A 23,879-nucleotide genomic window follows, 5' to 3' on the forward strand; every position below is an offset into this window, starting at 1 on the left:
GGTGGACGATTTCCTACGATCCGTGGTGCTTGGCTTCCTCCAGGGGATGACGGAGTTCCTACCCATCTCCAGCAGCGCCCATCTGGCGATCTTCCCCAAGTTCTTCGGCTGGGGGGACCCCGGCGCCGCCTACACCGCCGTGGTGCAGATCGGCACCGAGGTGGCCGTGGTGCTCTACTTCTGGCGCGACATCTGGAGGATCGCCACAGGATGGCTGCGCGGTTGGACCTCGCCCGAGGCCCGGCGGGAGCTGGAGTGGCGGATGGGCTGGTTCGTCATCATCGGCTCCGTCCCGATCGTCGTGGTCGGGCTGGTCTTCGAGGACCTCATCGAGAGTGAGTTCCGCAACCTCTGGGTGATCGGCACGATGCTCATCGTGCTCGGCATCGTGCTGGGCATCGCCGAACGCATCGGCAAGAAGTCCCGTCCCATCGACCAGCTCAACTGGGGGCACGCCGTCCTGCTGGGTGCGGCCCAGGCGGCCGCGGTCATCCCGGGGGTCTCGCGCTCCGGCGCCACCATCAGCATGGGGCTCGCCCTCGGCTACGAGCGGGCCGCGGCCACCCGCTACGCCTTCCTGCTGGCCATCCCCGCAGTGGTCGGCGCGGGTGTCTACAAGCTCAAGGACATTCCCGGTGGGGCCAACGCCTACGGCGTAGCTCCGACGATCGTCGGCACCGTCATCTCCTTCGTCGTCGGACTGGCCGTCATCCACTGGTTGCTGCAGTACGTCAGCAAGCACTCCTACACGCCCTTCGTGATCTACCGCATCGCCCTCGGCAGCCTCACACTCATCCTCGTCGGCAGCGGTGTCATCACCGCCTCGGTGGCGATCGGCTGATGGGGCGTCGGACTGCTCTGGTCACCGGTGCCTCCCGGGGGATCGGACGCGCTATCGCCGTCGAGCTCGGCCGCACGCACCACGTCGTCCTCGCCGGCCGGAGCGAGGAGTCGCTGGAGCAGACCCGCACGCAGCTCGCGGACTCATCGGTCCTGGTGCTCGACGTCGCCGATGAGGCCTCCGTGGCACGGGCGGCACTGCCCGGGAGCCTCGACGTGCTCGTGCATGCCGCCGGCATCAGTGGCGGTGGTCCTGTCGGCGAGAACACACGTGAGGACTGGCGGTCGCGGTTCGAGGTCAACGTCTTCGGTGTCGCCGACCTGACCGCACGGTTGCTCCCGGCGTTGCGGTCGGCACGCGGCACCGTCGTGCTCCTGAACTCCGGCGCCGGGCTGTTCTCGACACCCGGTGGGTCCATCTACTCGGCCACCAAGTTCGCCCTGCGCACGTTCGGGGACACGCTGCGTGAGGAGGAGCGGGCCCACGGTGTGCGGGTCGTCTCAGTGCATCCGGGCATCGTCGACACCGACATGGGCCGCTCGGTGATCGGGGAGGACGGTCACCCCGAACGGATGCTCGCACCCGAGACGATCGCCGCCGCCGTCCGCACGGCCGTCGACGCGCCGCCCGAGGCCCAGTTCGAGACCATCTCCGTGCGGCCGACGCTGCCACCCAAGGGCTGATCTCGGGGCGGACGGGCCGGGTGGCACGGCCTCAGGATCGCGCCGATACGCTCGCCCCATGCGTGCCTGGTCGAGCCCCGAGGTTCCTGCGGTCGACGGGATGCCACCGACACTGCGGATCCACGACTCGCGCACCGGCGGTCTTCTCGACTCCGCCCCGGACACCACCGCACGCCTCTACGTCTGCGGCATCACGCCCTACGACGCGACGCACCTGGGCCACGCCGCCACCTACCTCGCCTTTGACCTGCTGCAGCGCCAGTGGCGTGATCGTGGACTCGACGTCGCCTACACGCAGAACGTCACCGACGTCGACGACCCGCTGCTCGAGCGGGCCACCGCGACGGGCGTGGACTGGGCCGAGCTCGCCGAGCGGGAGACACAGCTCTTCCGTGAGGACATGGCGGCACTGCGGGTCATCGCGCCGGACCAGTACGTCGGCGCCGTGGAGTCCATCGATCTCGTCGTGGACCTCATCGAGCGCCTCGGGGACAGCGTCTACCGCGTCGATGACGACCTGTACTTCGACGTCCATGCCGATCCCGCGTTCGGCGACGTCTCCGGTCTCGACCCCGAGACGATGCAGAAGCTGTTCGGCGAGCGCGGGGGAGACCCCGACCGTCCCGGCAAACGGCATCCGCTCGACTGTCTGCTCTGGCAGGCACCCCGTGAGGGCGAGCCGTCCTGGGACTCCCGTCTGGGGCGGGGAAGGCCCGGATGGCACGTCGAGTGCTCGGCCATCGCACTGCAGCACCTCGGTGCGGACTTCGACGTGCAGGGTGGTGGCTCCGACCTCGTCTTCCCGCACCACGAGATGTCGGCGTCAGAAGGTCGCGTCGCCACGGGCGAGGAGTTCGCCCAGGCGTACGTGCATGCCGGCATGGTGGGTTACGAGGGCGAGAAGATGAGCAAGTCCAAGGGCAACCTGGTGCTCGTCTCGGCGTTGCGTGCCGAGGGCCGCGACCCCAGCGCCATCCGCCTCGCCCTGCTGGCCCATCACTACCGCAGCGACTGGGAGTGGTTCGGCCACGAGATCGACGAGGCCGAGGCCCGGCTGCAGCGCTGGCGCGACGCCGTCGATCGGCCCGCTGCGCCCGCGGCCGGCCCGGCCCTGGCCCGCGTCCGTGAGGCGCTGGCCGACGACCTCGACGCACCCACCGCTCTGACGGCCGTGGATGAGTGGGCTGCCGCCCCGGGAGACGACCCGGACGCGGCTCGCGAGCTGGCCCTCGCGGTCGACGCGCTCCTGGGCGTCGAGCTCTGAGGAGGGGTAACGGGAGTCATGGGTCGCGGAGCGCTCTCGGTGGTTGAGTGCGACGCGAGCTCTGCGAGCGGCGTATCGAAACCACGTTGACCTGACGGCGCGAGCGTGGGTGGCGTGGTTTCGATACGCCGGAGCGCCGCTCGTTCCTCGCTTGCTCCGGCTACTCAACCACCGAGGAGGGGTAGCGGGGTCCAGGGGTTGCTCCGGCTACTCAACCACCGAGGTGGGGTAGCGGGGTCCAGGGGTTGCTCCGGCTACTCAACCACCGAGGTGGGGTAGCGGGGACCAGGGGGTGCGTCGGCTTCTCGGTGGTCCGCGTCGGCGCAGTCTGCTCCCGGTCAGCCCACGGTGTAGCGGAGCTGGACCATGCCGTTGTCGAACCGGGTGGTCTCGACCAGGGAGAGGTCGAGGTGGATGCCGTCCGGGAGGAACGGCGTGCCGCCACCGACGATCACCGGCACGATGACGACATCGACCTGGTCGACCAGTCCAGCGCGCAGCGCCGTCGCCGCGAGCGTCGGACCCTCGACCGTCACGTCGCCGTCGGCAGCACGGACCAGCGCACGCACGGCGTCGGGCTCGAAACGACGCTCCAGACGCGTCCTCGACGTCCAGACGTCGTCCAAGGTGGTGGAGTAGACCACCTTGTCGGTAGCGCGCCACACCTGTGCCCACCGGGAGTCCGGGGTGTCGTCCTGCGCCGCGGGCTCGGTCTCCCAGATGGCCATGGTCTCGTACATGCGACGCCCGTACAGGAACGTCGAGACGTCCGCCGTCTGCTCGGTCAGCGCGTCCTCGACCTCCGGGCTCGGCATGGCCCAGCCGAAGCTGCCCTCGTCGTCGACGGTGTACCCGTCGAGGGAGAGGATGCCCGAGTGCAGAAGGCGTCCCACGGTCAGCTGCCGCCTCGACGCTTCAGGTACCGCTCGAACTCCCGGGCGATCGACTCGCCGCTGGCCTCCGGCAGCTCGTCCTCGTCCTGGGCGAGCTCCAGCTCCTGGACGTACTCGATGATCTCCGGGTCCTCCGCGGCGGCCTCGTCGGCGCCCCGCTGCCAGGCCTGCGCCAGCTCTCGGAGCATGCCCTGGGGCAGCGAGCACCCCACAGCATCCTCCAGCGCCCCGAGCAGAGCCAGCGTCGCCTTGTGGCACGGCGGCTCGGCGACGTAGTGCGGGACGGCGGCCCACAACGACGCCGATGCGATCGCCTCGGCCGCGGCCGTCTCACTCAGCACGGCGTTGATGCCGACCGGGCCCTCGTAGCGGGACTCCCGCAACGACAGCCGGTCCGCCATGGCCGGGTCCGACGACGTGCCCGAGATCGGCACGGGGCGGCTGTGCGGGGCGTCGGTGAGCAGGGAGCCGATCGTCACCAGCTCCGAGACCCCGGCGAGCCGGGCCACGCCCACGAGCGTGGAGCAGAACGAGCGCCAGCGGAAGTTGGGCTCCGGCGCACGCAGCAGCAGGACGTCGCGCTCGAACCCCGAGGGCCGCGCCAGGAAGAGGGTGGGGGTGGGCCAGGCGACCACGGCCGTGCCCTCGTCGTCACGCTGCAACGACGGCCGGGTGAGCTGGAAGTCGTAGTAGTCGTCGGGATCGAGCTCGGCCAGCACCTGGGCATCCCACTCCAGGACCAGGTGGTCGATGAGTGACGAAGCAGCATCACCCGCGTCGTTCCAGCCTTCGAAGGCTGCAACCATCCACGGGTCGTTCAGGGGCGGGATCGAGACGTCTTCCACGCCCCCAAGCCTACGGCCTGGCACCCCCATTCACTCATCATCGGTGCGATAGCCGAGGTTGGGGGCCAGCCACTTCTCGGTCTCCTTGACGCTGGCGCCCTTGCGCTCGGCGTACTCGGTCACCTGGTCGCGTCCCAGCCTGCCGACCACCATGTACTGCGACTGCGGGTGCGAGAAGTACCAACCGCTGACCGAGGCGCCGGGCCACATGGCCATGCTCTCGGTGAGCTCGATGCCGGTGTGCTTGTCGACGCCCAGCAGGTCCCACAGCAGCTGCTTCTCCGTGTGGTCGGGGCAGGCTGGGTAGCCGGGCGCCGGCCGGATTCCGGTGTACTTCTCGGCGATCAGCGACTCGTTGTCCAAGGACTCCTCGGGCTCGTAGCCCCAGATCTCCTTGCGGACACGCTCGTGCAGGCGCTCGGCGAACGCCTCGGCGAGACGGTCGGCCAAGGACTCCAGGAGGATGGCACTGTAGTCGTCCAGCGCTTCCTTGAACTCCATCACCTTGTCCTGGCTGCCGAGCCCGGCCGTGACGGCGAAGGCGCCGACGTGATCGGGCAGACCGGTCTCCTTGGGCGCCACGAAGTCCGAGAGGCACTTGTGCGCCACCCCGGCCCGGTGCTCGGTCTGCTGACGCAGGTGGTGCAGGGTCGTGAGGACCTCGTCGCGGGAGTCGTCGGTGTAGAGCTCGAGGTCGTCGTGGGCGACCTGGTTGGCAGGAAAGATCCCGGCGACACCGGTGGCGCGCAGCCACCGTCCCTCGATCAGCTGATCGAGCATGACCTGGGCGTCGTCGTAGAGCTTGCGGGCGACCTCGCTGGTGGCCGGGTTGTTGAGGATGTCGGGGTACTTGCCCTTCATCTCCCAGGCGTTGAAGAACGGCTGCCAGTCGATGTACTCGCGCAGCTCGGCCAGGTCGTAGTTGTCGAAGACGTGGGGCACACCGACCTCCCACGCCGGTTGCGGCGGCTCGTAGCCGTCCCACTCCACGGGGGTCGCGTTCTCGCGGGCCTTCTCGATCGGGAGGATCTTGCGGGTGTCCTGACGGGCGGCATGCCGCTCACGCAGGGAGTCGTAGTCGTCCTTCAGGTCCGAGAGCAGGGCCGGACGCAGCTCGTCGGACAGCAACGAGGAGACGACCGGCACGGAGCGTGAGGCATCCTTCACCCACACGACAGGACCGTGGTAGTTCTGGTCGACCTTGACGGCCGTGTGGGCGCGCGACGTCGTGGCGCCACCGATGAGCAGCGGGACCGTGAAGCCCTGCCGCTCCATCTCCGAGGCCACGGAGACCATCTCATCCAGCGACGGGGTGATCAGCCCGGAGAGCCCGATCGCGTCGGCACCGTGCTCCTTGGCGGCGTCGAGGATCTTCTGCGAGGGGACCATGACCCCGAGGTCGATGACGTCGTAGTTGTTGCACTGCAGCACGACGCCGACGATGTTCTTGCCGATGTCGTGGACGTCGCCCTTGACGGTGGCCATGACGACCGTCCCGTTGCTGCTGTTCTCCTCGGCCCCGCCGTCATCGAGCAGAGCCTTCTGCTCCTCGATGAAGGGGATGAGGTAGGCGACGGCCTTCTTCATGACTCGGGCGGACTTGACCACCTGGGGCAGGAACATCTTGCCGGCGCCGAAGAGGTCACCGACGACGTTCATGCCTTCCATCAGCGGGCCCTCGATGACCTCGATGGGCTGTCCTCCGCGCTCGGCGATCTCCACGCGCAGCAGCTCGGTGTCGGACTCCACGTGGGCATCGATGCCCTTGACGAGGGCATGGGTGATCCGTTCGCCGAGCGGCAGCTCGCGCCACTCCTCGGTGGCGGCCTCCTCCTTCTCGCCCCCGGCGGCGAACTCGCCGGCGATCTCCAGCAGTCGTTCGGTGGCGTCGTCGCGACGGTTGAGGATGACGTCCTCGATGCGTTCGCGCAGACGTTCGTCCACCTGGTCGTAGACCACGAGCGCGCCGGCGTTGACGATGCCCATGTCCATGCCGGCCTTGATGGCATGGAACAGGAACACGGCGTGGATGGCCTCGCGGACCGGGTTGTTGCCGCGGAAGGAGAAGGAGACGTTGGAGACACCGCCGGAGATGAGCGCGCCGGGCAGGTTCTGCTTGATCCAGCGGGTGCCCTCGATGAAGTCGATGCCGTACTCGGCGTGCTCCTCGATGCCGGTGGCCACGGCGAAGACGTTGGGGTCGAAGATGATGTCCTCGGGCGGGTAGCCGACGTCGTCGACGAGGATCCGGTACGCGCGTTCACAGATCGCCTTGCGACGCTCCAGGTTGTCGGCCTGCCCGTCCTCGTCGAAGGCCATGACCACGATGGCGGCACCGTACTTGCGACACAGCGTGGCGTGCTCGATGAACGGCTCGACCCCCTCCTTGAGGGAGATCGAGTTGACGATCGACTTGCCTTGCAGGCACTTCAGGCCGGCCTCGATGACCTCCCACTTGGAGGAGTCGACCATGACGGGGACGCGGCAGATGTCCGGCTCGGCGGCGACCAGCTTGAGGAAGCGGTCCATGGCGGCGATGCCGTCGATCATCCCTTCGTCCATGTTGACGTCGATGACCTGGGCGCCGTTCTCGACCTGCTGCAGCGCCACGGCGAGGGCCGTGTCGTAGTCGCCGTCGCGGATCAGGTTGCGGAACCGGGCCGAGCCGGTGATGTTGGTGCGCTCACCGACGTTGACGAACAGGGAGTCCTCGTTGACCACGAGTGGCTCGAGGCCCGAGAGCCGCAGTGCGGGCGGGTGCTCGCTGCGCTGACGCGGCGCCAGCCCCTCGACGGTCTGGGCGATGTGGGCGATGTGCTCCGGGGTGGTGCCGCAGCATCCGCCGACGAGGTTGTACAGCCCCGCGTCGGCGAACTCGCGCAACGTGGCGGCCGTCGTCTCGGGCTGCTCGTCGTACTCGCCGAAGGCGTTGGGCAGGCCGGCGTTGGGGTAGCAGGAGACGAAGCAGTCGGCCAGGCGTGACAGCTCGGCGACGTAGGGGCGCATCTCGTCGGCGCCGAGCGCACAGTTCAGCCCGACGAGCAGCGGCCGGGCGTGTCGCACCGAGTACCAGAACGCCTCGGTGGTCTGGCCCGACAGGGTGCGGCCGGAGGCGTCGGTGATGGTGCCGGAGATGACGATGGGCCAGCGGCGCTCGCACTCCTCGAAGACCGTCTCCACGGCGAAGATCGCCGCTCGCGCGTTGAGCGTGTCGAAGATGGTCTCGATGAAGATCAGGTCCGCGCCGCCGTCGAGCAGTGCCCGGGTGGCCTCGGAGTAGGCCTCGACCAGCTCGTCATAGGAGACGTTGCGGGCCCCGGGGTCGTTGACGTCGGGGGAGATCGAGGCGGTGCGGGTCGTGGGCCCGAGTGCACCGGCGACGTAGCGGGGGCGGCCGGTCTCCTCGGCCACCGCATCGGCCTGCTGGCGGGCGAGCCGGGCGGCCTCGTAGTTCAGCTCGTAGGCGAGGTCGACCATGTCGTAGTCCCGCAGCGAGATGGCGTTGGCGTTGAACGTGTTGGTCTCGATGACGTCGGCGCCGGCCTCGAGGTACTCACGATGGATACCAGCGATGATGTCCGGCTGCGTCAACGTCAACAGGTCGTTGTTTCCGACGACGTCGCTGGGCCAGTCCTTGAACCGCTCGCCGCGGTAGCCTGCCTCGTCCGGACGGTCTCGCTGGATGGCCGTTCCCATCGCACCGTCGAGCACCATGATCCGCTCCTGCAGGTGGGCAGTGAGCTCGGCGGTGGCGTCGGGTCGCCACGACGGGTGATGTGTCACGCGTTCCTCCACGGTTGACTAGAAGAAAGATCTGGTCGGTGTGGGGAACCTCCAGCCGGCGGCGGGCTCGCGTGGACCTTCACGGAAGTTCGTCCGTCATTGTTCCACACCGCGCCAGCCACGAGTCGGGCGTTCCACGTGCTGGCTCGGCAACTACCGTGGTCGGCGTGACTACTCCTGGCGCTGTCCTGTGGGACCTGGACGGAACGATCGTCGACACCGAGCCGCTGTGGATGGCGCAGGAGGCCGAGCTCGCAGCCGAGCACGGGGTGGAGTGGACCCAGCAGGACGGTCTCGCCCTCGTCGGCAATGCGCTCATCACGTCCGCGGAGTACATCCGAGAGCGCATCGGATCCGACCTGAGGCCCGAGCAGATCGTCGAGCGGCTCGTCGGCAGACTCGCCGACTCCCTGCGCGGGACGATCCCGTGGAGGCCGGGTGCCCGTGAGCTCATCGAGGCCCTGGACGAGGCCGGTGTGCCGCAGGCCCTGGTCACGATGTCCTACGCCGAGATCGCCGAGCCGGTGGCGCAGGCGCTGCCGTTCGGTGCCGTGGTCACCGGCGACTCGGTGACCCACGGCAAGCCTCACCCCGAGCCCTACCTGCGAGCCGCCCAGATGCTGGGCGTCGACCCGGCACGGTGCCTGGCCATCGAGGACTCCGCCACCGGTGCGGCCTCAGCGGAGGCGGCGGGCTGCCTGGTGCTGGCCGTGCCGCACATGGTGGACATCCCCCTCACCCCGAGGCGTGTGGCGCGCGACGGGCTCGGCGGGGTGGACGTGCAGGCCCTGCGCTCCCTCTGGGCAGATCACGCCTGATCGGACGGTGTGGGGTCCACGACCGCGAGCGGCGGCATGACCGGCGCCTGGCCGCCCCACTCCGGGCAGACCTCCTGGTAGGAGCACCAGCGGCACAGGGCGCTGCGCCGTGGCACGAACTCGCCGGTCTCCAAGGCCTGCGAGATGGCGTCCCACAGTGCCTGGAGCTTGCGTTCGGTGGCCAGCAGCTCGGACTCGGTGGGCTCGTAGTGCAGGACGGTGCGGTCGCCGAGGTACATGAGCTGCAGCAGCGTCGGCAGGACGCCACGGGTACGCCAGATGACGAGCGCGTAGAACCGCATCTGGAACAGCGCCTTGTCCTCGAAGCGTTCGCTCGGGGACCGGCCCGACTTGTAGTCCACCACCCTGATGCGGCCGTCGGGGGCGATGTCGAGGCGGTCGACGACGCCGCCGAGCCCCAGCCCGGACTCCAGCACGTGATCGACCCGCAGCTCGCGTTCGGCCGGCTCGAGCCAGCGAGGATCCTCCAGGGAGAAGTAGGACTCCAGCAGAGGATGGCAGGAGGACAGCCACTCGGCCTGCTCGGCAGCCTGTTCCGCCGTGAACAGGCCCGCCAGCCTGGGGTCGTCCTCGAGGAGCTGGCGCCACTGCGGCTCGAGGAGGGAGCGGGCCCGTTCCAGGGTCCGCTCCGAGGCCTCGGCGTCGAAGAGCTCCTCCAGCACCGAGTGGACGAGGGTGCCGCGGGCCGCCACCCGGTCCGGCTCCTCCGGCAGGCGGTCGATGGTGCGGTAGCGGTACTTCAGGGGACAGGACAGGAAGTCCGACGCCCGGCTGGGGGAGAGCGCACGACGGACCCGGACGGGCTCGATCGTCGGGGCGGTGTTCATGGCGGCCACCGTAGTCGGCACCTCCGACGGTCCTCGCGAGCCGCGCCGACCGCAGGACATGTTGCGGGAGCGACTACGTTAGGGACGTGATGGGAACCCGTGCGCTGAGATTCGGGCGCCTGGGGTCCACGACGCTACGGGCGCACCCGTCGCTGCTGGTCGCCGGCGTGGTGCTGGTCGCACTGTTCGCGCCTCGCTTCGACCACGCCGGAGCCGATCCCTACCTCGTGGGCGTGGTGTTCGTAGTGGCCTTGTATGCCTCGATCCTCGTGCACGAGCTGGCCCACGTCGGCGCCGCCAGAGCCTTCGGGATGCGGGTGCCCAGCGTCACGCTCCACCTGCTCGGCGGTGAGACGCACATCGTCGGCCGCAGCCGCGGTCCCGGCGCCGACGCACTCATCGCCTTCGTGGGGCCGGTCGCCTCGGCCGCCATCGGCGTGGTCGTGCTCCTGGCCGTCGATGCGTCGGCGCACCCCACGACCCAGCAGGTCCTGTGGTCGCTCGGCTGGATCAACCTGCTCATCGCCGCGTTCAACCTGCTGCCCGGGCCGCCCCTGGACGGCGGACGCGTCGTGGCTGCCGCGGCCTGGTCGCTCAGCGGACGCCACTCCACCGGGTTGCGGGTCGCCGCGTGGACGGGCCGCGCCACGGCACTGCTCGCGGTGGCCGGCGTCGTATGGTTCAGCCTCGGCTCCCCGCGCGGACTGTTCGACGTCCTGATCACCGTGGTCGTGGGTGGCTTCCTGTGGGCGGGCGCGGGTCACAGCCTTCGTCAGGCCGACGCCGAGCACAGCCACGACAACGAGAGGAACACGTGATGACCGCTGGCTTGACTGGCGGGGGCCGCAGCGGGCCCTTCGTCGAGGGGGAGTGGGTCAGGCTCAACGACGCCAAGGGCCGCAAGCACAACATCCGCCTGGAAGCCGGACGGGAGTTCTCCACCAAGAAGGGGCAGCTCCGCCACGACGACATCATCGGTGAGCCAGAGGGCATCGTCATCGAGTCGTCGCTGGAGGGTCAGTACCAGGTCTTCCGCCCCCTGCTGCACGAGTACGTCGTCTCGATGCCGCGCGGCGCCGCGATCATCTACCCCAAGGACGCAGCCCAGATCATCACCATGGCCGACATCTACCCCGGGGCCCGCGTCGTCGAGGCCGGTGCCGGGTCCGGCAGCCTCACCTGCTACCTGCTGCGCGCCGTCGGTCCCGAGGGTCACCTGGGCTCCTACGAGCTGCGCGAGGACTTTGCCGAGAAGGCCCGCGCCAACGTCGAGCAGATCGTCGGCGACCACCCGGCGTGGAACCTGACGGTGGGCGACGTGCGTGAGGTCATGAGCGAACCCGAGGTGGACCGGCTCATCCTGGACATGGTGGATCCGTGGGAGTGCGTCGCGCTGGCCGCCGAGCGTCTGGTCCCCGGCGGAGTCGTGTGCGCGTACGTCGCCACCACCACCCAGCTGTCCCGGTTCGTGGAGACGCTGCGGGCCGACGGCGGCTTCACCGAGCCCGTCGCGTGGGAGACCATGCAGCGGCAGTGGCACCTCGAGGGGCTCGCCGTCCGGCCGGACCACAAGATGGTCGGGCACACCGCCTTCCTCGTCACGGCGCGCCGGATGGCCCCCGGCCATCGAGCGCTGGAGAAGTCCCGGCGGCCGGCGCCGGGCGCCTACGGCCCCGACTACACCGGCCCGCGACCGGCAGGGGCCGCGCCGCAGGACTGACGCTGTCATCGGATCGTCACCGATCCCGGCCCTGATGCAACGCCATCGCCACCTCCGCGCAGGTAGGGTCAGTGACAACGAGCAGGAGGTGGCGTTCCATGACCGACCACGACGTTCCCCACCCGGACCAGCACGGTCCCGATGAGTCAGCGCACGAGCTCGCGTACCTGCGCGCCGAGGTGGAGCACCTGCGGCGCCGGCTCGGCTCAGAAGGCAGCGTGGACTCCCGGCTGTCGGACCTCGAGGCCCGGCTGTCCTCCACGACCGCGCAGAACGAACGGCTCACCGCCACGTTGCGCGAGGCCCGAGAGCAGATCGTCACCCTCAAGGAGGAGGTCGACCGGCTCGCCCAGCCGCCCGTCGGGTTCGGCACCTTCCTGCAGCGCAACGACGATGAGTCCGTCGACGTCTTCACCGGCGGCCGCAAGCTGCGCGTCAACGTGAGCCCCGCCGTCGACAAGGAGGCGCTGCAGAAGGGCCAGGAGGTCATCCTCAACGAGGCCATGAACGTGGTGGAGGCCCTGGACTTCGAGACCGTCGGTCAGGTGGTGATGCTCAAGGAGATCCTCGCCGACGGCGAGCGTGCTCTGGTCCTCGGCAACGCCGACGAGGAGACGGTGGTCCGGCTGGCGGAGTCCCTCATCGGACTCAAGCTGCGCGCCGGCGACTCACTGCTGATGGACTCCAAGGCCGGCTATGTCTACGAGCGTGTCCCCAAGAGCGAGGTCGAGGAGCTCGTCCTGGAGGAGGTCCCGGACATCGACTACGAGTCGATCGGTGGCCTGCGCGGGCAGATCGAGTCGATCCGCGACGCCGTCGAGCTGCCCTACCTGCATCCCGAGGTCTTCATCGAGCACGAGCTCAAGCCGCCCAAGGGTGTCCTCCTCTACGGCCCCCCGGGCTGTGGCAAGACGATGATCGCCAAGGCGGTCGCGTCGTCGCTGGCCCGCAAGGTCACCGAGCGCACCGGTGAGGAGGGGCGCAGCTACTTCCTCAACATCAAGGGTCCTGAGCTGCTCAACAAGTACGTCGGCGAGACGGAGCGGCACATCCGCCTGGTGTTCCAGCGGGCGCGCGAGAAGGCCAGCGAGGGCACCCCGGTGATCGTGTTCTTCGACGAGATGGACTCGCTGTTCCGCACCCGCGGCTCCGGGGTCTCCTCCGACGTGGAGAACACCATCGTCCCGCAGCTGCTGAGTGAGATCGACGGCGTGGAGGGCCTGCAGAACGTGCTGGTCATCGGTGCGTCCAACCGCGAGGACATGATCGACCCGGCCATCCTGCGACCCGGACGACTCGACGTGAAGATCAAGATCGAGCGCCCCGACGCCGAGTCCGCCGGCGACATCTTCAGCAAGTACCTCACCTCGAGCCTCCCGCTGCATGCCGACGACCTCGCCGAGTGGGGCGGAGATGCCGAGGCGACGACGCAGGGCATGATCCAGCGGACGGTCGAGCGGATGTACACCGAGTCCGAGGACAACCAGTTCCTCGAGGTCACCTACGCCGACGGCGACAAGGAGATCCTCTACTTCAAGGACTTCAACTCCGGCGCGATGATCCAGAACATCGTCGACCGGGCCAAGAAGATGGCGATCAAGGACCTCCTGGAGACCGGTCAGCGCGGCCTGCGCGTGCAGCACATGCTGCAGGCGTGCGTCGATGAGTTCAAGGAGAACGAGGACCTGCCCAACACCACCAACCCCGATGACTGGGCACGGATCTCCGGCAAGAAGGGCGAACGCATCGTCTTCATCCGCACGCTCATCACCGGAAAGGGCGGCAACGAGGCAGGCCGCTCGATCGACACCGTCGCCAACACCGGGCAGTACCTCTGACCGGTAGCACGGCCACGCTGCGGGGCGCCCGGTACGACGACCCGGCCGTGGTGGCCATGACGGCCGCCGTCCAGGCCGAGTATGCGCTCCGGTACGGCGGTGACGGCGACGTCGCCCCCATCGACTCCGGCGAGTTCGTCGCGCCGATGGGGTACTTCGTGGTGGCCGAGGTCGACGAGGAGCCGGTCGCGATGGGTGGCTGGCGGCGCGGCGGCCCGGCCGGGGACAGCGACGCCGAGATCAAGCGCATGTACGTCGCGGAGTCCTGGCGCGGTCGCGGACTCTCACGCGTCGTGCTGGCGGACCTGGAGCGCAGCGCCTTGGAGGCAGGCGTCGCCCGGCTGGTGCTGGAGACCGGTCAGGCGCAGCCGGAGGCCATCGCCCTGTACCGCTCCAGCGGCTACGTCGACATCGAGCCGTTCGGCTTCTACGTCGACTCGCCGCTGAGCGTCCATCTCGCCAAGCGGCTGCGGCGGTAGACGGTCAGCGCCGGGCCGAACGCCGCGTGCCGAGGTGCCTGAGCCGGATCGTCTCCAGGCCCGAGGGGTCGTGCTGCTCGACCGCGGCGGCGTAGTGACCGACGAGCTCTGAGCACACCGGGCGCCAGCCGCGCAGCACGACCGAGCGTCGGGCCGCTCGCCCGAAGGCGGCACGCTTGTACTCATCGCCGGTCAGGTCCTTGACGTGGGCGACCATGGCCGTCAGGTCGCCGGGCTCGTACAGCCACCCGGTGCGGCTCTGGTCCACGAGGTCGACCGGCCCGCCGACGGCTGAGGCCACCACCGGGACCGCACTCGCCATGGCCTCCTGCACCACCTGGCAGAAGGTCTCGGTCTCGCTGGTGTTGACCAGCACGTCGAGCCCGGCCACGGCGCGCGCGAGGTCGTCGCCGTGCAACATCCCGGTGAAGTGCGCCTCGGGCAGCAGCTTCTGCAGACGGTGGCGCTCGGGCCCGTCGCCGATCACCACCAGCTTGATGCCCGGCACGTCACGCAGTGCGGCCAGGTCCTGCACCTGCTTCTCCGGGGCCAGACGTCCCACGAACCCGACCAGCTTCTCGCCGCCGGGCGCGATGCTGCGGCGCCAGGCGTGGGAGCGGTTGTCGGGGGTGAAGCGTTCGCTGTCGACCCCGCGCCGCCACATGCGGATGCGTCGGATGCCCTGCTCCTCCAGCTCACGCTGCGTGGCGGTGGAAGGGACGAGGTTGAGCGTGGCATGCCCGTGGATGTCACGCACGCGCCGCCAGAGCAGGGCGGCGGTGCCCTTGAGCCCGTAGCGGGAGGCGTATCCGGGGACGTCGGTCTGGAAGACGGCGACCACCGGCAGGTCCAGCGCCCGCGCGGCCAGGGCTGCGCGCCAGCCGAGGGCGAACGGGGAGGCCAGGTGCACGACGTCGGGGGCGAACTCGCGCAGGATCGCGGTGACCGGGGCGACTCGACCCGTGGCCACGCGGACGTCGGCGTAGCCGGGGAAGGACCACGCCGGGACGGTGGCCACGCGAGACCTGCTGACCGTCGCGGGAACGCCGCGGGCAGCCGGGGCGACGATGAGCACCTCGTCGCCGCGGCTCTCCAGGTGCTCGACCACCCGGAGGATCGTGTGCACGACACCGTTGGTCTGGGGGAGGAAGGATTCAGCGATGATGGCAACCTTCATGGCATCCACAGTCGTGATGCCGGGCGACCAGCCGTCCACCGTCAGGTGTCGAGTCGGCGATCAATGGGTATCCATCTGGCGACGCGGTGTGGGCGGGTCGACGCGGTGGGACGGCACCGTACGCTTCGGGGCATGACAGTGCGACGCGTGCAGGGCAGCGAGGTCGAGTACGGCATCGCCGTGCAGGGCCAGCCGACGGCCAACCCCATGGTGGCCGCCACGCACGTGGTCAACGCCTATGCCTCGGCCCACGGCCTGACGCGGCGAGCCCAGTGGGACTTCGAGGAGGAGAACCCACTGCGGGATGCCCGTGGGTTCGACCTCAGCCGAGATGCGGCGGACCCGACCCAGCTGACCGATGAGGATCTCGGCCTGGCCAACATCATCCTCGGCAACGGGGCCCGGCTGTACGTCGACCACGCCCACCCCGAGTACTCCACCCCGGAGGTCACGAGTCCACGGGACGTCGTCCTGTGGGAGCGCGCGGGGGAGCGGGTCATGCGTCGCGGCGCCGAGCTGGCAGCCCAGGTGCCCGAGGTGGCGCCGATCGTGCTGTACAAGAACAACATCGACAACAAGGGCGCCTCCTACGGCTCGCACGAGAACTACCTCATGCGTCGTGACGTCCCGTTCGAGTCGATCGTCCATCACTTGACGCCGTTCTTCGTCTCCCGGCAGGTCATCTGCGGTGCCGGCCGTGTGGGGCAGCAGCAGGACGGCAGCGTCCACGCCTTCCAGATCGGGCAGCGCGCCGACTACGTCGAGGTCGGGGTGGGGCTCGAGACCACCCTCAAACGCCCGATCATCAACACCCGCGACGAGCCGCATGCCGACCCCAAGAAGTATCGACGGCTGCACGTCATCATCGGCGACGCCAACTGCTCGGAGGTGGCGATCTACCTCAAGCACGGCACGACGTCGCTCGTGCTGGCGATGATCGAGGCGGACGCGCTGCCGGCCGACCTCACGCTCGCGCAGCCGGTCAAGGCCATGCACGACGTCTCACACGACCCGACGCTGACGCAGCTCGTGGAGCTGGACGACGGCCGCACGATGACGGCGCTGGACCTGCAGTGGCGCTATCTCGAGCACGCCCGGGAGTTCGTCGCGCGTGAAGGGTCGGACTTGCAGAGCGACGACGTCCTCGCGCGCTGGGAGAGCGTCCTGACCAGGCTGGGCCGCGACCCGCAGGAGTGCGTGCGTGAGCTCGACTGGGTGGCCAAGCTGTCGTTGCTGGAGCAGTACCGAGAGCGGGACGGCCTGGACTGGGACCACGCCAAACTGCACCTCGTGGACCTGCAGTACCACGACGTCCGGCCCGAGAAGGGCCTCTATCACCGCCTGGAGAAGGCCGGACGGATGGAGCGCATCGTCACCGACGAGGAGATCCGCGCCGCCGTCACCGCTCCACCGCGCGACACCAGGGCCTACTTCCGCGGCATGTGCCTGACCCGCTTCGCCTCGGACATCGCCGCCGCCTCCTGGGACTCGGTGATCTTCGACCTCCCGGGCCACGAGTCGCTGCAGCGCGTCCCCACGATGGAGCCGCTGCGCGGCACGGCCGAGCACGTCGAGGCCCTGTTCGAGCGGACCGAGACCGCCACCGAGCTGTTCCGCGCGATCACTGCTCGCTGAGTCCGGCCTTGTCAGTCTCGTGAGTGCTTGATGGTGAGTTTGGCGAGGGTGTGTTCCACCTGTGAGGGCGGCTCGCCTCTGATGTGGTGTTGGGTGGTGCTGGCGGGGATGGTGGTGCCGGAGGGCAGGACCCATCGCAGGACCTGGTGTCCTTTCAGGGTGTGATGCCTGCGGCACAGTGGCCAGAGGTTGCGCCCGCTGGTTTCTCCGGCGGGCCAGGGTTCTCGATGGTCGGCGTCGCACTCATCGGCTGGTTTCATGCAGCCGGGGGCGCGGCAGATGCCGTCGCGGAAGGCGATGGCTTTGGTGAGGATCTCTGGTGAGAACCGGCCGACGTACTCGTGGGCGAGGACGTCGTGCGTGATGGGGTCCTTGAGCATGCGGTGCCAGAAGGCGGCGCCGTCGTCGGTGGTGATCTTGTGGAGGATCCAGGAGGCGGGCACGGCCCAGGACCCGTCGGCTGCTTCGGCGAACCCATCAACCGAGCCAGTGAGGGCGTCGGCCTCGAGGACCACGGCGATGTCAGCAACAGTCGTGGTGTCGGTGGCCTGGTTGGTGGTGAGCCAGGACGTGAAGAGGTCGGCCATTCGCTGGCCCCTGGTCCGATCGTCGTTGGCGCCGAGGGCCTTGGCTTCGCGGCGCAGGCGCTTGGCGATGGCCGCGGCCGCATGGGAGGGCAGGTAGGCGTTGATCCAGGACATGCCGTCGTCGCCGTGGGTGACCTCGACGGTGCGGTGCTCACGTTCGGCCTCGGCACGCTGCAGGGCGAGGTCGGCCTCGACGCGGGTGACGAAGCGGCGCAGCCAGGCGCGCAGCTCCGCCGGGGTGTGGCACTCGGCATAGGCCACCACCGTCTGGTCGAGCCGTAGCCACGACTCTGTGCGTTCCAGCCGGTCCAACGTGCGGGAGATGTCGCGGACCCGGACGCCGTCGATCCGTCCGGCGCAGAACGCCAACCACGTGGCCGGGGCACACTCACGCACCCGATCAGCCACCGCAAGACGCGCGTACGTCTGGGCTTCTGACAGACCCACCGCCTGGGCGATCTCCAACACCAGGCCCGCACGCTCGGTGGCCTGCTGCAACGACGACCCCAGTGCGTCGATCCGCGCCGTCTCGGCATCGCGGTAGGACATCATCGCACTCCACGCCGCCGCCTCGGCCTGCGCCTGAGCCCGCGTCAGAACAGCCAACCGTACCGGCGAGGTGACCGTGTCGACGTCCATAAATCAAACATACTAGCGACCACCGACATCGATCCCACGCCTGGAATGGGTGATGTCTCGGAACATCGGTGACAGTTCTGCACCAGGACATCGGCGACTGTTGATGTGTCAGGACATCGGTGACAGTCCTGCCAGCGGGACCACCCGATTCCCGGGACGCTGCGCGACTCAAGCGCCTACGATGTCCCATGCCGACAGGAGCCAGCCGATCTCTCGCTGCCCGCGCCAGGGCACTCACGATCCTGGCGGTCATCATCTTCGTGTCGGTGTTCATGGTTCGGATCGTCAGCGGATGGATCGCCGACGCCACGGGTCACCACCTTGCCATCGACGAGGTTCCAGGCATCGGCCTGGTGGGAGCGGCCCTGTTCGCCTTCGTGGTGCTGAGCGCCGCCCTCTGGATCGGTGCCAGCGCGGTGTCGATGGCGCGCCGCGACTGACCCTCGTGCGAGGGGCCGTTGGTACTTCTAGCCCCTCAAGCGTCGATGACCAGGTCCTCGCACGGCGTGGAGCAGCAGAGCAGGATCTTGCCCTCGTCGATCTCCCGCGGCCTGATGCCGCCGGCGTGCTGCATGTCCACGGAACCGGAGAGCAAGCCGCTCTTGCAGGTGCCACACAGACCCTCGGCGCAGGAGGACGGCAACGTCACGCCGGCGCGTGAGGCGGCTGTGAGCACGGGCGTGTTCTCGTCGCAGTCGAGGACCACGCCGCTACGGCGGAGCTCCACCCGGTGAGCCACACCCGTCGGTGCCGCTGTGGAATCCTGTGCCGACCCTCCGAGGTCGAACGACTCCTCGTGGCAGCGCACCGGATCGACGCCGAGCAGCCCGAGCATCTCGCGGACCGACGCCATGAACGCCGGCGGCCCACAGGTGAAGATCTCCCGGTCCAGCAGGTCGGGCACGTGAGTCAGCAGGGTGGCCAGACTCAACCGGCCGCGTGGTCCGTGCCAGGTCTCGTCGGCAGAGTCCGACTCGCACACCATCGGGACGTTCACGCCGTGACGGCCGGCCAGCTCGTCGAGCTCATCGCGGAAGATGATGTCCGCTGGTGTGCGGGCGCAGTGGACGAAGGCGATGTCGGACGTGGGGCCGTCGTCACGTGCTGTCCGCAGCATCGACATCGCCGGAGTGATGCCACTGCCGGCCGTCAGGAACAGGTACCGATCGGCAGGATGGAACGCCGACGTGAACCGGCCGAGCGGCCCGCTCGCCGAGACCATGTCCCCGACGCGGAGCCTGTCGTGGAGCCAGCTGGAGACCGGCCCACCGGGCACTCGTTTCACGGTGATGGTCAGCCGGTCGGCACGAGTCGCGGCCGAGGAGATGGTGTAGCAGCGCTCCACTGCCACGCCGTCGACGTCGAGCCGGAAGGTCAGGTACTGCCCGGGGAGGAAGCGCAGCCACGCGCCCGAGGTCAACGTGAAGGTGAAGCTCTTCACGTCATGGGTCACGTCGATGATCTCGGTGCAGAGCAGAGGAGCGTCGACGTCGTCGACCCACCGTGGTCCGGGGGCGGTCAGGGGTGCGGCACGAGCCAGCAGGTCGGTCATGGCGTCACGTACTCCCTCACTCGGTCCAGGTACCAGGTCACGAAGGCGTCCACCTGGTACTCGTTCGGGGCGTAGGGGCCGGGTTCGTAGGCGGGGCTGGCCACGCCCGCCTGGGCGCGGGAGACGAGCTCCGCATCCTGCTCGTTGGTCGCCCGCCACACCTCGGTGAGCGTCTCGACGTCGTAGTCGACGCCCTCCACGGCGTCCTCGTGTACCAGCCACGTGGTCCTGACCACGGTGCGATCGGCCGCCAGCGGCAGGGCAGAGAACGTGACTGCGTGGTCGCCGAGGAAGTGGAACCACGAGTTCGGCTGGTGGTGCAGGGTGAGCCGTCCCAGCCTGGGTGTGTCCAGCTCGCCCAGCAGCTTGCGGCAGGCGGCCCGACCGTCCCGCGTGTAGGACTCGCCGGCGCCGTCCAGGGCCTCCCGAGCGATCCGGAAGGCCGACGGGCGGCCGTGCAGCTCCTCGATGAGCTCATGCGGGAGCCCGCGCTCGTCGCAGGTCCGCCGGAGCTCCGCCTCGGCCCGGACGTAGCGCGCGTGGGCCGGCACCAGTCGTGGCGGGATGTCCTCGACCGCGTAGCCGTAGGTCGGGAAGAACGTGCACGTCAGCTCGGGGTGGCCCGCCTCGCAGTGGTAGCACTCCCGGTTGTTCTCCATCACCAGCTTCCAGTTGGCGGGTTCGACGAGGTCCACCTGGGTGGCGACCTTGGCACGGTCCAGGCCGTGCGGAGCCAGGTAGGGCCTGATGCGATCGGCGACCTCGTCGAAGTCCGCCGGAGGCTCGTCGGCCAGGCAGATGTGGATCAGCCCGGCGACGCACCGCACGGCCACCTTCTTGAGCCCGAAGCAGCTCTTGTCGAACCCGGGCGCCTGCTGTCCGGCATGCAGCAGCCGGCCGTCCTGGGCGTAGGTCCACTGGTGGTACCCGCACACCAGGTTCCCGGTCGAGCCGCGGGACTCCGCGAGCACCCGTGAACCACGGTGCCGGCAGACGTTGTGCAGCGCATTGATCGTGCCGTCGTCGTCGCGCAGCAGGATCACCGACCAGCGCCCGACCTCGACGGTCAGGTAGTCGCCCGGTTCGCGGATCTCCGCCTCGGTCGCCACGAAGAGCCACTGCCGCGCGAAGATCGCTGCCAGGTCGAACTCGTGGACCTCAGGATCGAGGTAGTACGGCGCGGTGAGTGCATGACCGGCCGTCCGGCCGGGCTCGAGGATCACCGTCATGGGTGTCCCTCCTTTCGGGTCAGAACGGGTGACAGAGTCGGAGTGCGTCGTAGAGGGCCGCATGGATGTTGCGGCTCGCGACCGCGTCCCCGATCCGGAACAGCTGGTAGCTGCCGTCGGGGTTGGTCCGGACCGCCTGGGGGCGGCCGGCGAGCAGGGCGTCGTGGTCGACCTCGCCGAGGTTTACCGAGCCGTCGACGAGCGCCAGGTACAGCTCGTCATTGGGCAGGGTCCCGTGCTCCACGACCACCCGGTCCACGACGCGCTCGACGGTCCGGTCGGCATACTCGTGACGCAGCGTGGCGACCAGACGAGCGTCGCGGCGCGCCACGCAGACCAGACGGCTGGCGAGCCGCACGTCCACGTCGTGCTCGGCGAAGGCCTGCAGGTAGGCCGGGGAGTTCATCGCACCGACCGAGGGGCCGACGGTGCGCTCCGGGGTGACGTACTCGACCCGGCTGCCACCTCGTGCCAGGACCTCGGTGGCATCGAGAGCGGGCTCCGTGCCGTTGTCGTCGTAGACCAGGACGTCGCCGCCCGGCCGCAGCGACCCGTCCATGACGTCCCACGTGTCGTTGACGAGACCGTGACCCTCGGTGAGGAACGATCGGTTGGGAGTGCCGCCCGTGGCGATCACGACGAGGTCCGGACCATCGGCCAGCACGTCGTCAGGCTCGGCATAGACGTCGAAGGCGAACTTCACGCCAGCGTGCTCGGCCTCGGCGACCCGCCAGTCGACGATGCCGATCAGGTCACGGCGCCGGGGGGAGGAGGCCGCGAGGCGGACCTGTCCGCCGGGCCGGTCGGCCGCCTCCAGCACGGTCACCTGGTGGCCGCGCTCGCCGAGCACCCGGGCCGCCTCCAGCCCCGCCGGTCCGGCGCCCACGACGACGGCGCGACGTCCGCCGTGACCAGAGGCGATCACCTGCGGCAGGTGCAGCTCACGGCCGGTGGCCGGGTTGTGGATGCACTTGGCGTCGCCGGACTCGTAGATCGCGTCCAGGCAGTAGTTGGCTCCCACGCACGGACGGATCCGGTCCTCCTGGCCGGCGGCGATCTTGGACACGAGGTACGGATCGGCGAGCTGCGCCCTGGTCATGCCCACCAGGTCCAGGAGGCCGTCAGCAATGGCGTGCCGTGCAGTGGCGACGTCGGCGATGCGGGAGGCATGCATGACGGGGATGTCCACGGCGCGGCGGATCTCGCCGGCGAACTCCAGGAACGGCGCGGACGGCGTGCCCATCGAGGGAATCACCTTGGCCAGGGTGGCGTCGCTATCGATCGTGCCCTTGATGACGCTGACGAAGTCGATGCCGTCGGCGGCGTAGCGTCGCAGCGCCTCCAGGGTCTCCTCGGTGTGCAGCCCGTCCTCACGGTCCTCATCCATCGACATCCGGATCCCGACGATGAACTCGGGGCCGACCGCCTTGCGCACGGCGCTGATGACGCGGCGTGGGAACTCCATCCGGTGCTCGAGATCGCCGCCGTAGGCATCGGTCCGATGGTTGGTGGCGGGGGAGAGGAAGGCGTCGAGGAGGTGTCCGTAGGCCTGCAGCTCGATGCCGTCGAGACCGGCCGCGGCGCAGCGGGCTGCGGCGTCGGCGTACTGGTCGACGATGCGATCGAGGTCCCAGCACTCGGCCACCTTGGGGAACGAGCGGTGGGCGGGCTCGCGCAACGACGACGGGTACACCAGCGGGAGCCAGTCGCCGGAGAAGTTGCTGCTCCGCCGGCCCAGGTGGGTCACCTGGGTCATGACGGCGGCGCCGTGCTCGTGCACCTCGTCGGTGAGCCGGCGCAGCCACGGCACGATCTCGTCGCGGTGCAGCTCCAGGTTGCCGAACGCCGGCGGACTGTCCGGGGCGACGACTGCCGAGCCGCCGATCATCGTCAGCCCGACGCCTCCGCGCGCCTTCTCCACGTGGTACTCCCGGTACCGGTCCTTGGGCATCCCGTCCTCGGCGTACGCCGGCTCGTGGGAGGTGCTCACGACGCGGTTGCGCAGCCTCAGGTGCCGCAGCTGGTACGGCGTGAGGAGTGGATCGGTGAGCGGCATGCTCTGATTGTGGGCGCCAGGACCCGTGAGGAGAAGCAAACAATTATGCAAGGAAATGTGTGATGATCTTGCATGATCGATCACCGGATCCAGGTGCTCAGGGTGGTGGCCGCACGTGGCACGGTCACCGCGGCCGCCCAGGCCCTGAACTACACACCGTCGGCCGTCTCGCACCAGCTCCGCGCGCTGGCCAGGGACCTCGACGTGACCCTGCTCGAACCGGCCGGCCGCGGCATCCGGCTCACCGGTGCGGCGCAGGTCCTGCTGCGTCGAGCCGATGAGCTGTCCGCGCGCTGGGAGGAGATCCGTGCCGAACTGGCGGAGGTGGAGCAGGAAGCGAGTGGGACGTTGCGGCTGTGCGGCTTCTCCACCGCCGCTGCCGCACTCCTGCCGCGCACGGCCTCCACGGTGCGACAGGCGTTCCCACGCTGCACGGTGAGGATCATCGAGGCCGACCCGGAGGACTGCTTCGACCTCCTGCTGACCGAGCGAGCCGACCTCGCCGTGGCGGTCACGACGTCCTCGCTCCCGCCGAGCGCCGACCCTCGGTTCGAGCAGCGACCTCTGCTGGACGACCCGCTCGACCTCCTGGTCCACGAGGGGCACCACCTCGCCGGTCGGCCGTCGATCGCGCTCAGCGAGGCCGCCGACGACGAATGGATCCTCGACCGTCCCGGTCGACCGCACCACGGGCTGGTGCTCGCCGCGTGCGCGCAGGCCGGGTTCACGCCCTCCGTCGCGCACGAGGCCGCCGAGTGGCAGACCGGTGCTGCACTGGTCGGGGCCGGCCTGGGAGTGTCGCTGATCCCACGCCTCGCGCGGCTGCCCGACGGCTACCGCATCGTGCGCGTGCCCCTGCGCGGCGACCCCACCCCGTCGCGACACGTGCTCACCGCCATGCGCCGCGGGAGCCACGGCCAGCCGACGATCGCCGCCGCGCTGCAGGCCCTCGAGGAGATCGCGGGGGAGCCGCGCCCCGGGTGGGGCTAGGG

General features: G+C 69.4%; 20 protein-coding genes. 11 read left to right on the forward strand and 9 right to left on the reverse strand.

The genetic code is table 11. From position 1 onward, the window contains the following. Position 1 precedes the first annotated feature (1 nt). Genes ACEVFP_RS09325 through mshC form a run of 3 tightly spaced genes read left to right on the forward strand, consistent with a single transcriptional unit; the run spans position 2 to position 2,788 of the window. Positions 2-841 carry an undecaprenyl-diphosphate phosphatase gene (locus ACEVFP_RS09325; RefSeq protein WP_375003541.1) on the forward strand — a complete coding sequence of 280 codons (840 nt, stop codon included), beginning with the start codon at positions 2-4 and terminating at the stop codon, positions 839-841. After that, positions 841-1,524, forward strand: a complete 684-nt coding sequence (locus ACEVFP_RS09330; protein ID WP_375003543.1) for an SDR family oxidoreductase — start codon at positions 841-843, stop codon at positions 1,522-1,524. Before ACEVFP_RS09325 ends, ACEVFP_RS09330 begins: the two co-directional genes overlap by 1 nt. 58 nt (positions 1,525-1,582) lie before the next feature. Beyond that, positions 1,583-2,788, forward strand: coding sequence for a cysteine--1-D-myo-inosityl 2-amino-2-deoxy-alpha-D-glucopyranoside ligase (gene mshC / locus ACEVFP_RS09335; RefSeq protein WP_375003544.1), 1,206 nt, complete (start codon positions 1,583-1,585; stop codon positions 2,786-2,788). Between the two features lie 338 nt (positions 2,789-3,126). On the opposite strand, the gene ACEVFP_RS09340 is transcribed toward mshC, so the two are convergent. From ACEVFP_RS09340 to metH, 3 genes are read right to left on the reverse strand one after another with little or no spacing between them, the layout of a single operon-like run. Continuing rightward, complete coding sequence (locus tag ACEVFP_RS09340; protein ID WP_375003545.1) at positions 3,127-3,681, reverse strand: dihydrofolate reductase family protein; 555 nt, start codon at positions 3,679-3,681, stop codon at positions 3,127-3,129. A gap of 2 nt (positions 3,682-3,683) precedes the next feature. Beyond that, positions 3,684-4,526, reverse strand: coding sequence for a PAC2 family protein (locus ACEVFP_RS09345; RefSeq protein WP_375003546.1), 843 nt, complete (start codon positions 4,524-4,526; stop codon positions 3,684-3,686). A 30-nt stretch (positions 4,527-4,556) separates the two neighbouring features. Continuing rightward, complete coding sequence (metH, locus tag ACEVFP_RS09350; RefSeq protein WP_375003548.1) at positions 4,557-8,309, reverse strand: methionine synthase; 3,753 nt, start codon at positions 8,307-8,309, stop codon at positions 4,557-4,559. 167 nt (positions 8,310-8,476) lie between these two features. Here metH and ACEVFP_RS09355 point away from each other — a divergent pair, with 167 nt between their 5' ends. Next, the gene (locus tag ACEVFP_RS09355) at positions 8,477-9,127 is read left to right on the forward strand and encodes an HAD family hydrolase (RefSeq protein ID WP_375003550.1); all 651 of its coding nucleotides are present in this window, start codon (positions 8,477-8,479) and stop codon (positions 9,125-9,127) included. On the opposite strand, the gene ACEVFP_RS09360 is transcribed toward ACEVFP_RS09355, so the two are convergent. After that, entirely contained in the window at positions 9,118-9,975 is an 858-nt protein-coding gene (locus tag ACEVFP_RS09360) for a RecB family exonuclease (protein ID WP_375003551.1), read from the reverse strand. The genes ACEVFP_RS09355 and ACEVFP_RS09360 overlap by 10 nt on opposite strands. Positions 9,976-10,064: 89 nt before the next feature. Between ACEVFP_RS09360 and ACEVFP_RS09365 the strand changes: the two genes are divergently transcribed. The 4 genes from ACEVFP_RS09365 (at position 10,065) to ACEVFP_RS09380 (ending at position 14,012) form a co-directional block, all read left to right on the forward strand. Continuing rightward, entirely contained in the window at positions 10,065-10,793 is a 729-nt protein-coding gene (locus ACEVFP_RS09365) for a M50 family metallopeptidase (RefSeq protein ID WP_375003796.1), read from the forward strand. Next, on the forward strand, positions 10,793-11,695 hold the full coding sequence (locus ACEVFP_RS09370; RefSeq protein ID WP_375003552.1) for a tRNA (adenine-N1)-methyltransferase: 903 nt from the start codon (positions 10,793-10,795) through the stop codon (positions 11,693-11,695). Before ACEVFP_RS09365 ends, ACEVFP_RS09370 begins: the two co-directional genes overlap by 1 nt. Before the next feature lie 98 nt (positions 11,696-11,793). Then, a complete protein-coding gene (gene arc / locus ACEVFP_RS09375) occupies positions 11,794-13,533 on the forward strand; it encodes a proteasome ATPase (protein ID WP_375003553.1) in 1,740 nt (579 codons plus the stop codon). 56 nt (positions 13,534-13,589) lie between these two features. Further along, a complete protein-coding gene (locus ACEVFP_RS09380) occupies positions 13,590-14,012 on the forward strand; it encodes a GNAT family N-acetyltransferase (protein WP_375003555.1) in 423 nt (140 codons plus the stop codon). 4 nt (positions 14,013-14,016) lie between these two features. Here ACEVFP_RS09380 and ACEVFP_RS09385 read toward each other — a convergent pair whose 3' ends face one another. Next, on the reverse strand, positions 14,017-15,189 hold the full coding sequence (locus tag ACEVFP_RS09385; protein ID WP_375003556.1) for a glycosyltransferase family 4 protein: 1,173 nt from the start codon (positions 15,187-15,189) through the stop codon (positions 14,017-14,019). Between the two features lie 132 nt (positions 15,190-15,321). On the opposite strand from ACEVFP_RS09385, the gene dop reads away from it, so the two are divergent. Further along, the gene (gene dop, locus ACEVFP_RS09390) at positions 15,322-16,824 is read left to right on the forward strand and encodes a depupylase/deamidase Dop (protein ID WP_375003557.1); all 1,503 of its coding nucleotides are present in this window, start codon (positions 15,322-15,324) and stop codon (positions 16,822-16,824) included. 11 nt (positions 16,825-16,835) lie between these two features. Here the strand turns inward: dop and ACEVFP_RS09395 are convergent, their stop codons facing one another. Continuing rightward, entirely contained in the window at positions 16,836-18,050 is a 1,215-nt protein-coding gene (locus ACEVFP_RS09395) for a DUF222 domain-containing protein (protein ID WP_375003558.1), read from the reverse strand. Positions 18,051-18,238: 188 nt separating this feature from the next. Here ACEVFP_RS09395 and ACEVFP_RS09400 point away from each other — a divergent pair, with 188 nt between their 5' ends. Then, on the forward strand, positions 18,239-18,490 hold the full coding sequence (locus ACEVFP_RS09400; RefSeq protein WP_375003560.1) for a hypothetical protein: 252 nt from the start codon (positions 18,239-18,241) through the stop codon (positions 18,488-18,490). 35 nt (positions 18,491-18,525) lie between these two features. On the opposite strand, the gene ACEVFP_RS09405 is transcribed toward ACEVFP_RS09400, so the two are convergent. Genes ACEVFP_RS09405 through ACEVFP_RS09415 form a run of 3 tightly spaced genes read right to left on the reverse strand, consistent with a single transcriptional unit; the run spans position 18,526 to position 22,887 of the window. Next, positions 18,526-19,602, reverse strand: a complete 1,077-nt coding sequence (locus ACEVFP_RS09405; protein ID WP_375003561.1) for an FAD-binding oxidoreductase — start codon at positions 19,600-19,602, stop codon at positions 18,526-18,528. Then, on the reverse strand, positions 19,599-20,831 hold the full coding sequence (locus tag ACEVFP_RS09410; protein WP_375003563.1) for an SRPBCC family protein: 1,233 nt from the start codon (positions 20,829-20,831) through the stop codon (positions 19,599-19,601). The genes ACEVFP_RS09405 and ACEVFP_RS09410 overlap by 4 nt, the downstream gene beginning before the upstream one ends. A 19-nt stretch (positions 20,832-20,850) precedes the next feature. Beyond that, the gene (locus tag ACEVFP_RS09415) at positions 20,851-22,887 is read right to left on the reverse strand and encodes an FAD-dependent oxidoreductase (protein ID WP_375003564.1); all 2,037 of its coding nucleotides are present in this window, start codon (positions 22,885-22,887) and stop codon (positions 20,851-20,853) included. Positions 22,888-22,959: 72 nt separating this feature from the next. Here ACEVFP_RS09415 and ACEVFP_RS09420 point away from each other — a divergent pair, with 72 nt between their 5' ends. After that, on the forward strand, positions 22,960-23,877 hold the full coding sequence (locus ACEVFP_RS09420) for a LysR family transcriptional regulator (RefSeq protein ID WP_375003565.1): 918 nt from the start codon (positions 22,960-22,962) through the stop codon (positions 23,875-23,877). Positions 23,878-23,879 lie beyond the last annotated feature (2 nt).

The organism is Aeromicrobium sp. CTD01-1L150, assembly GCF_041951745.1.
Classification (GTDB): domain Bacteria; phylum Actinomycetota; class Actinomycetes; order Propionibacteriales; family Nocardioidaceae; genus Aeromicrobium.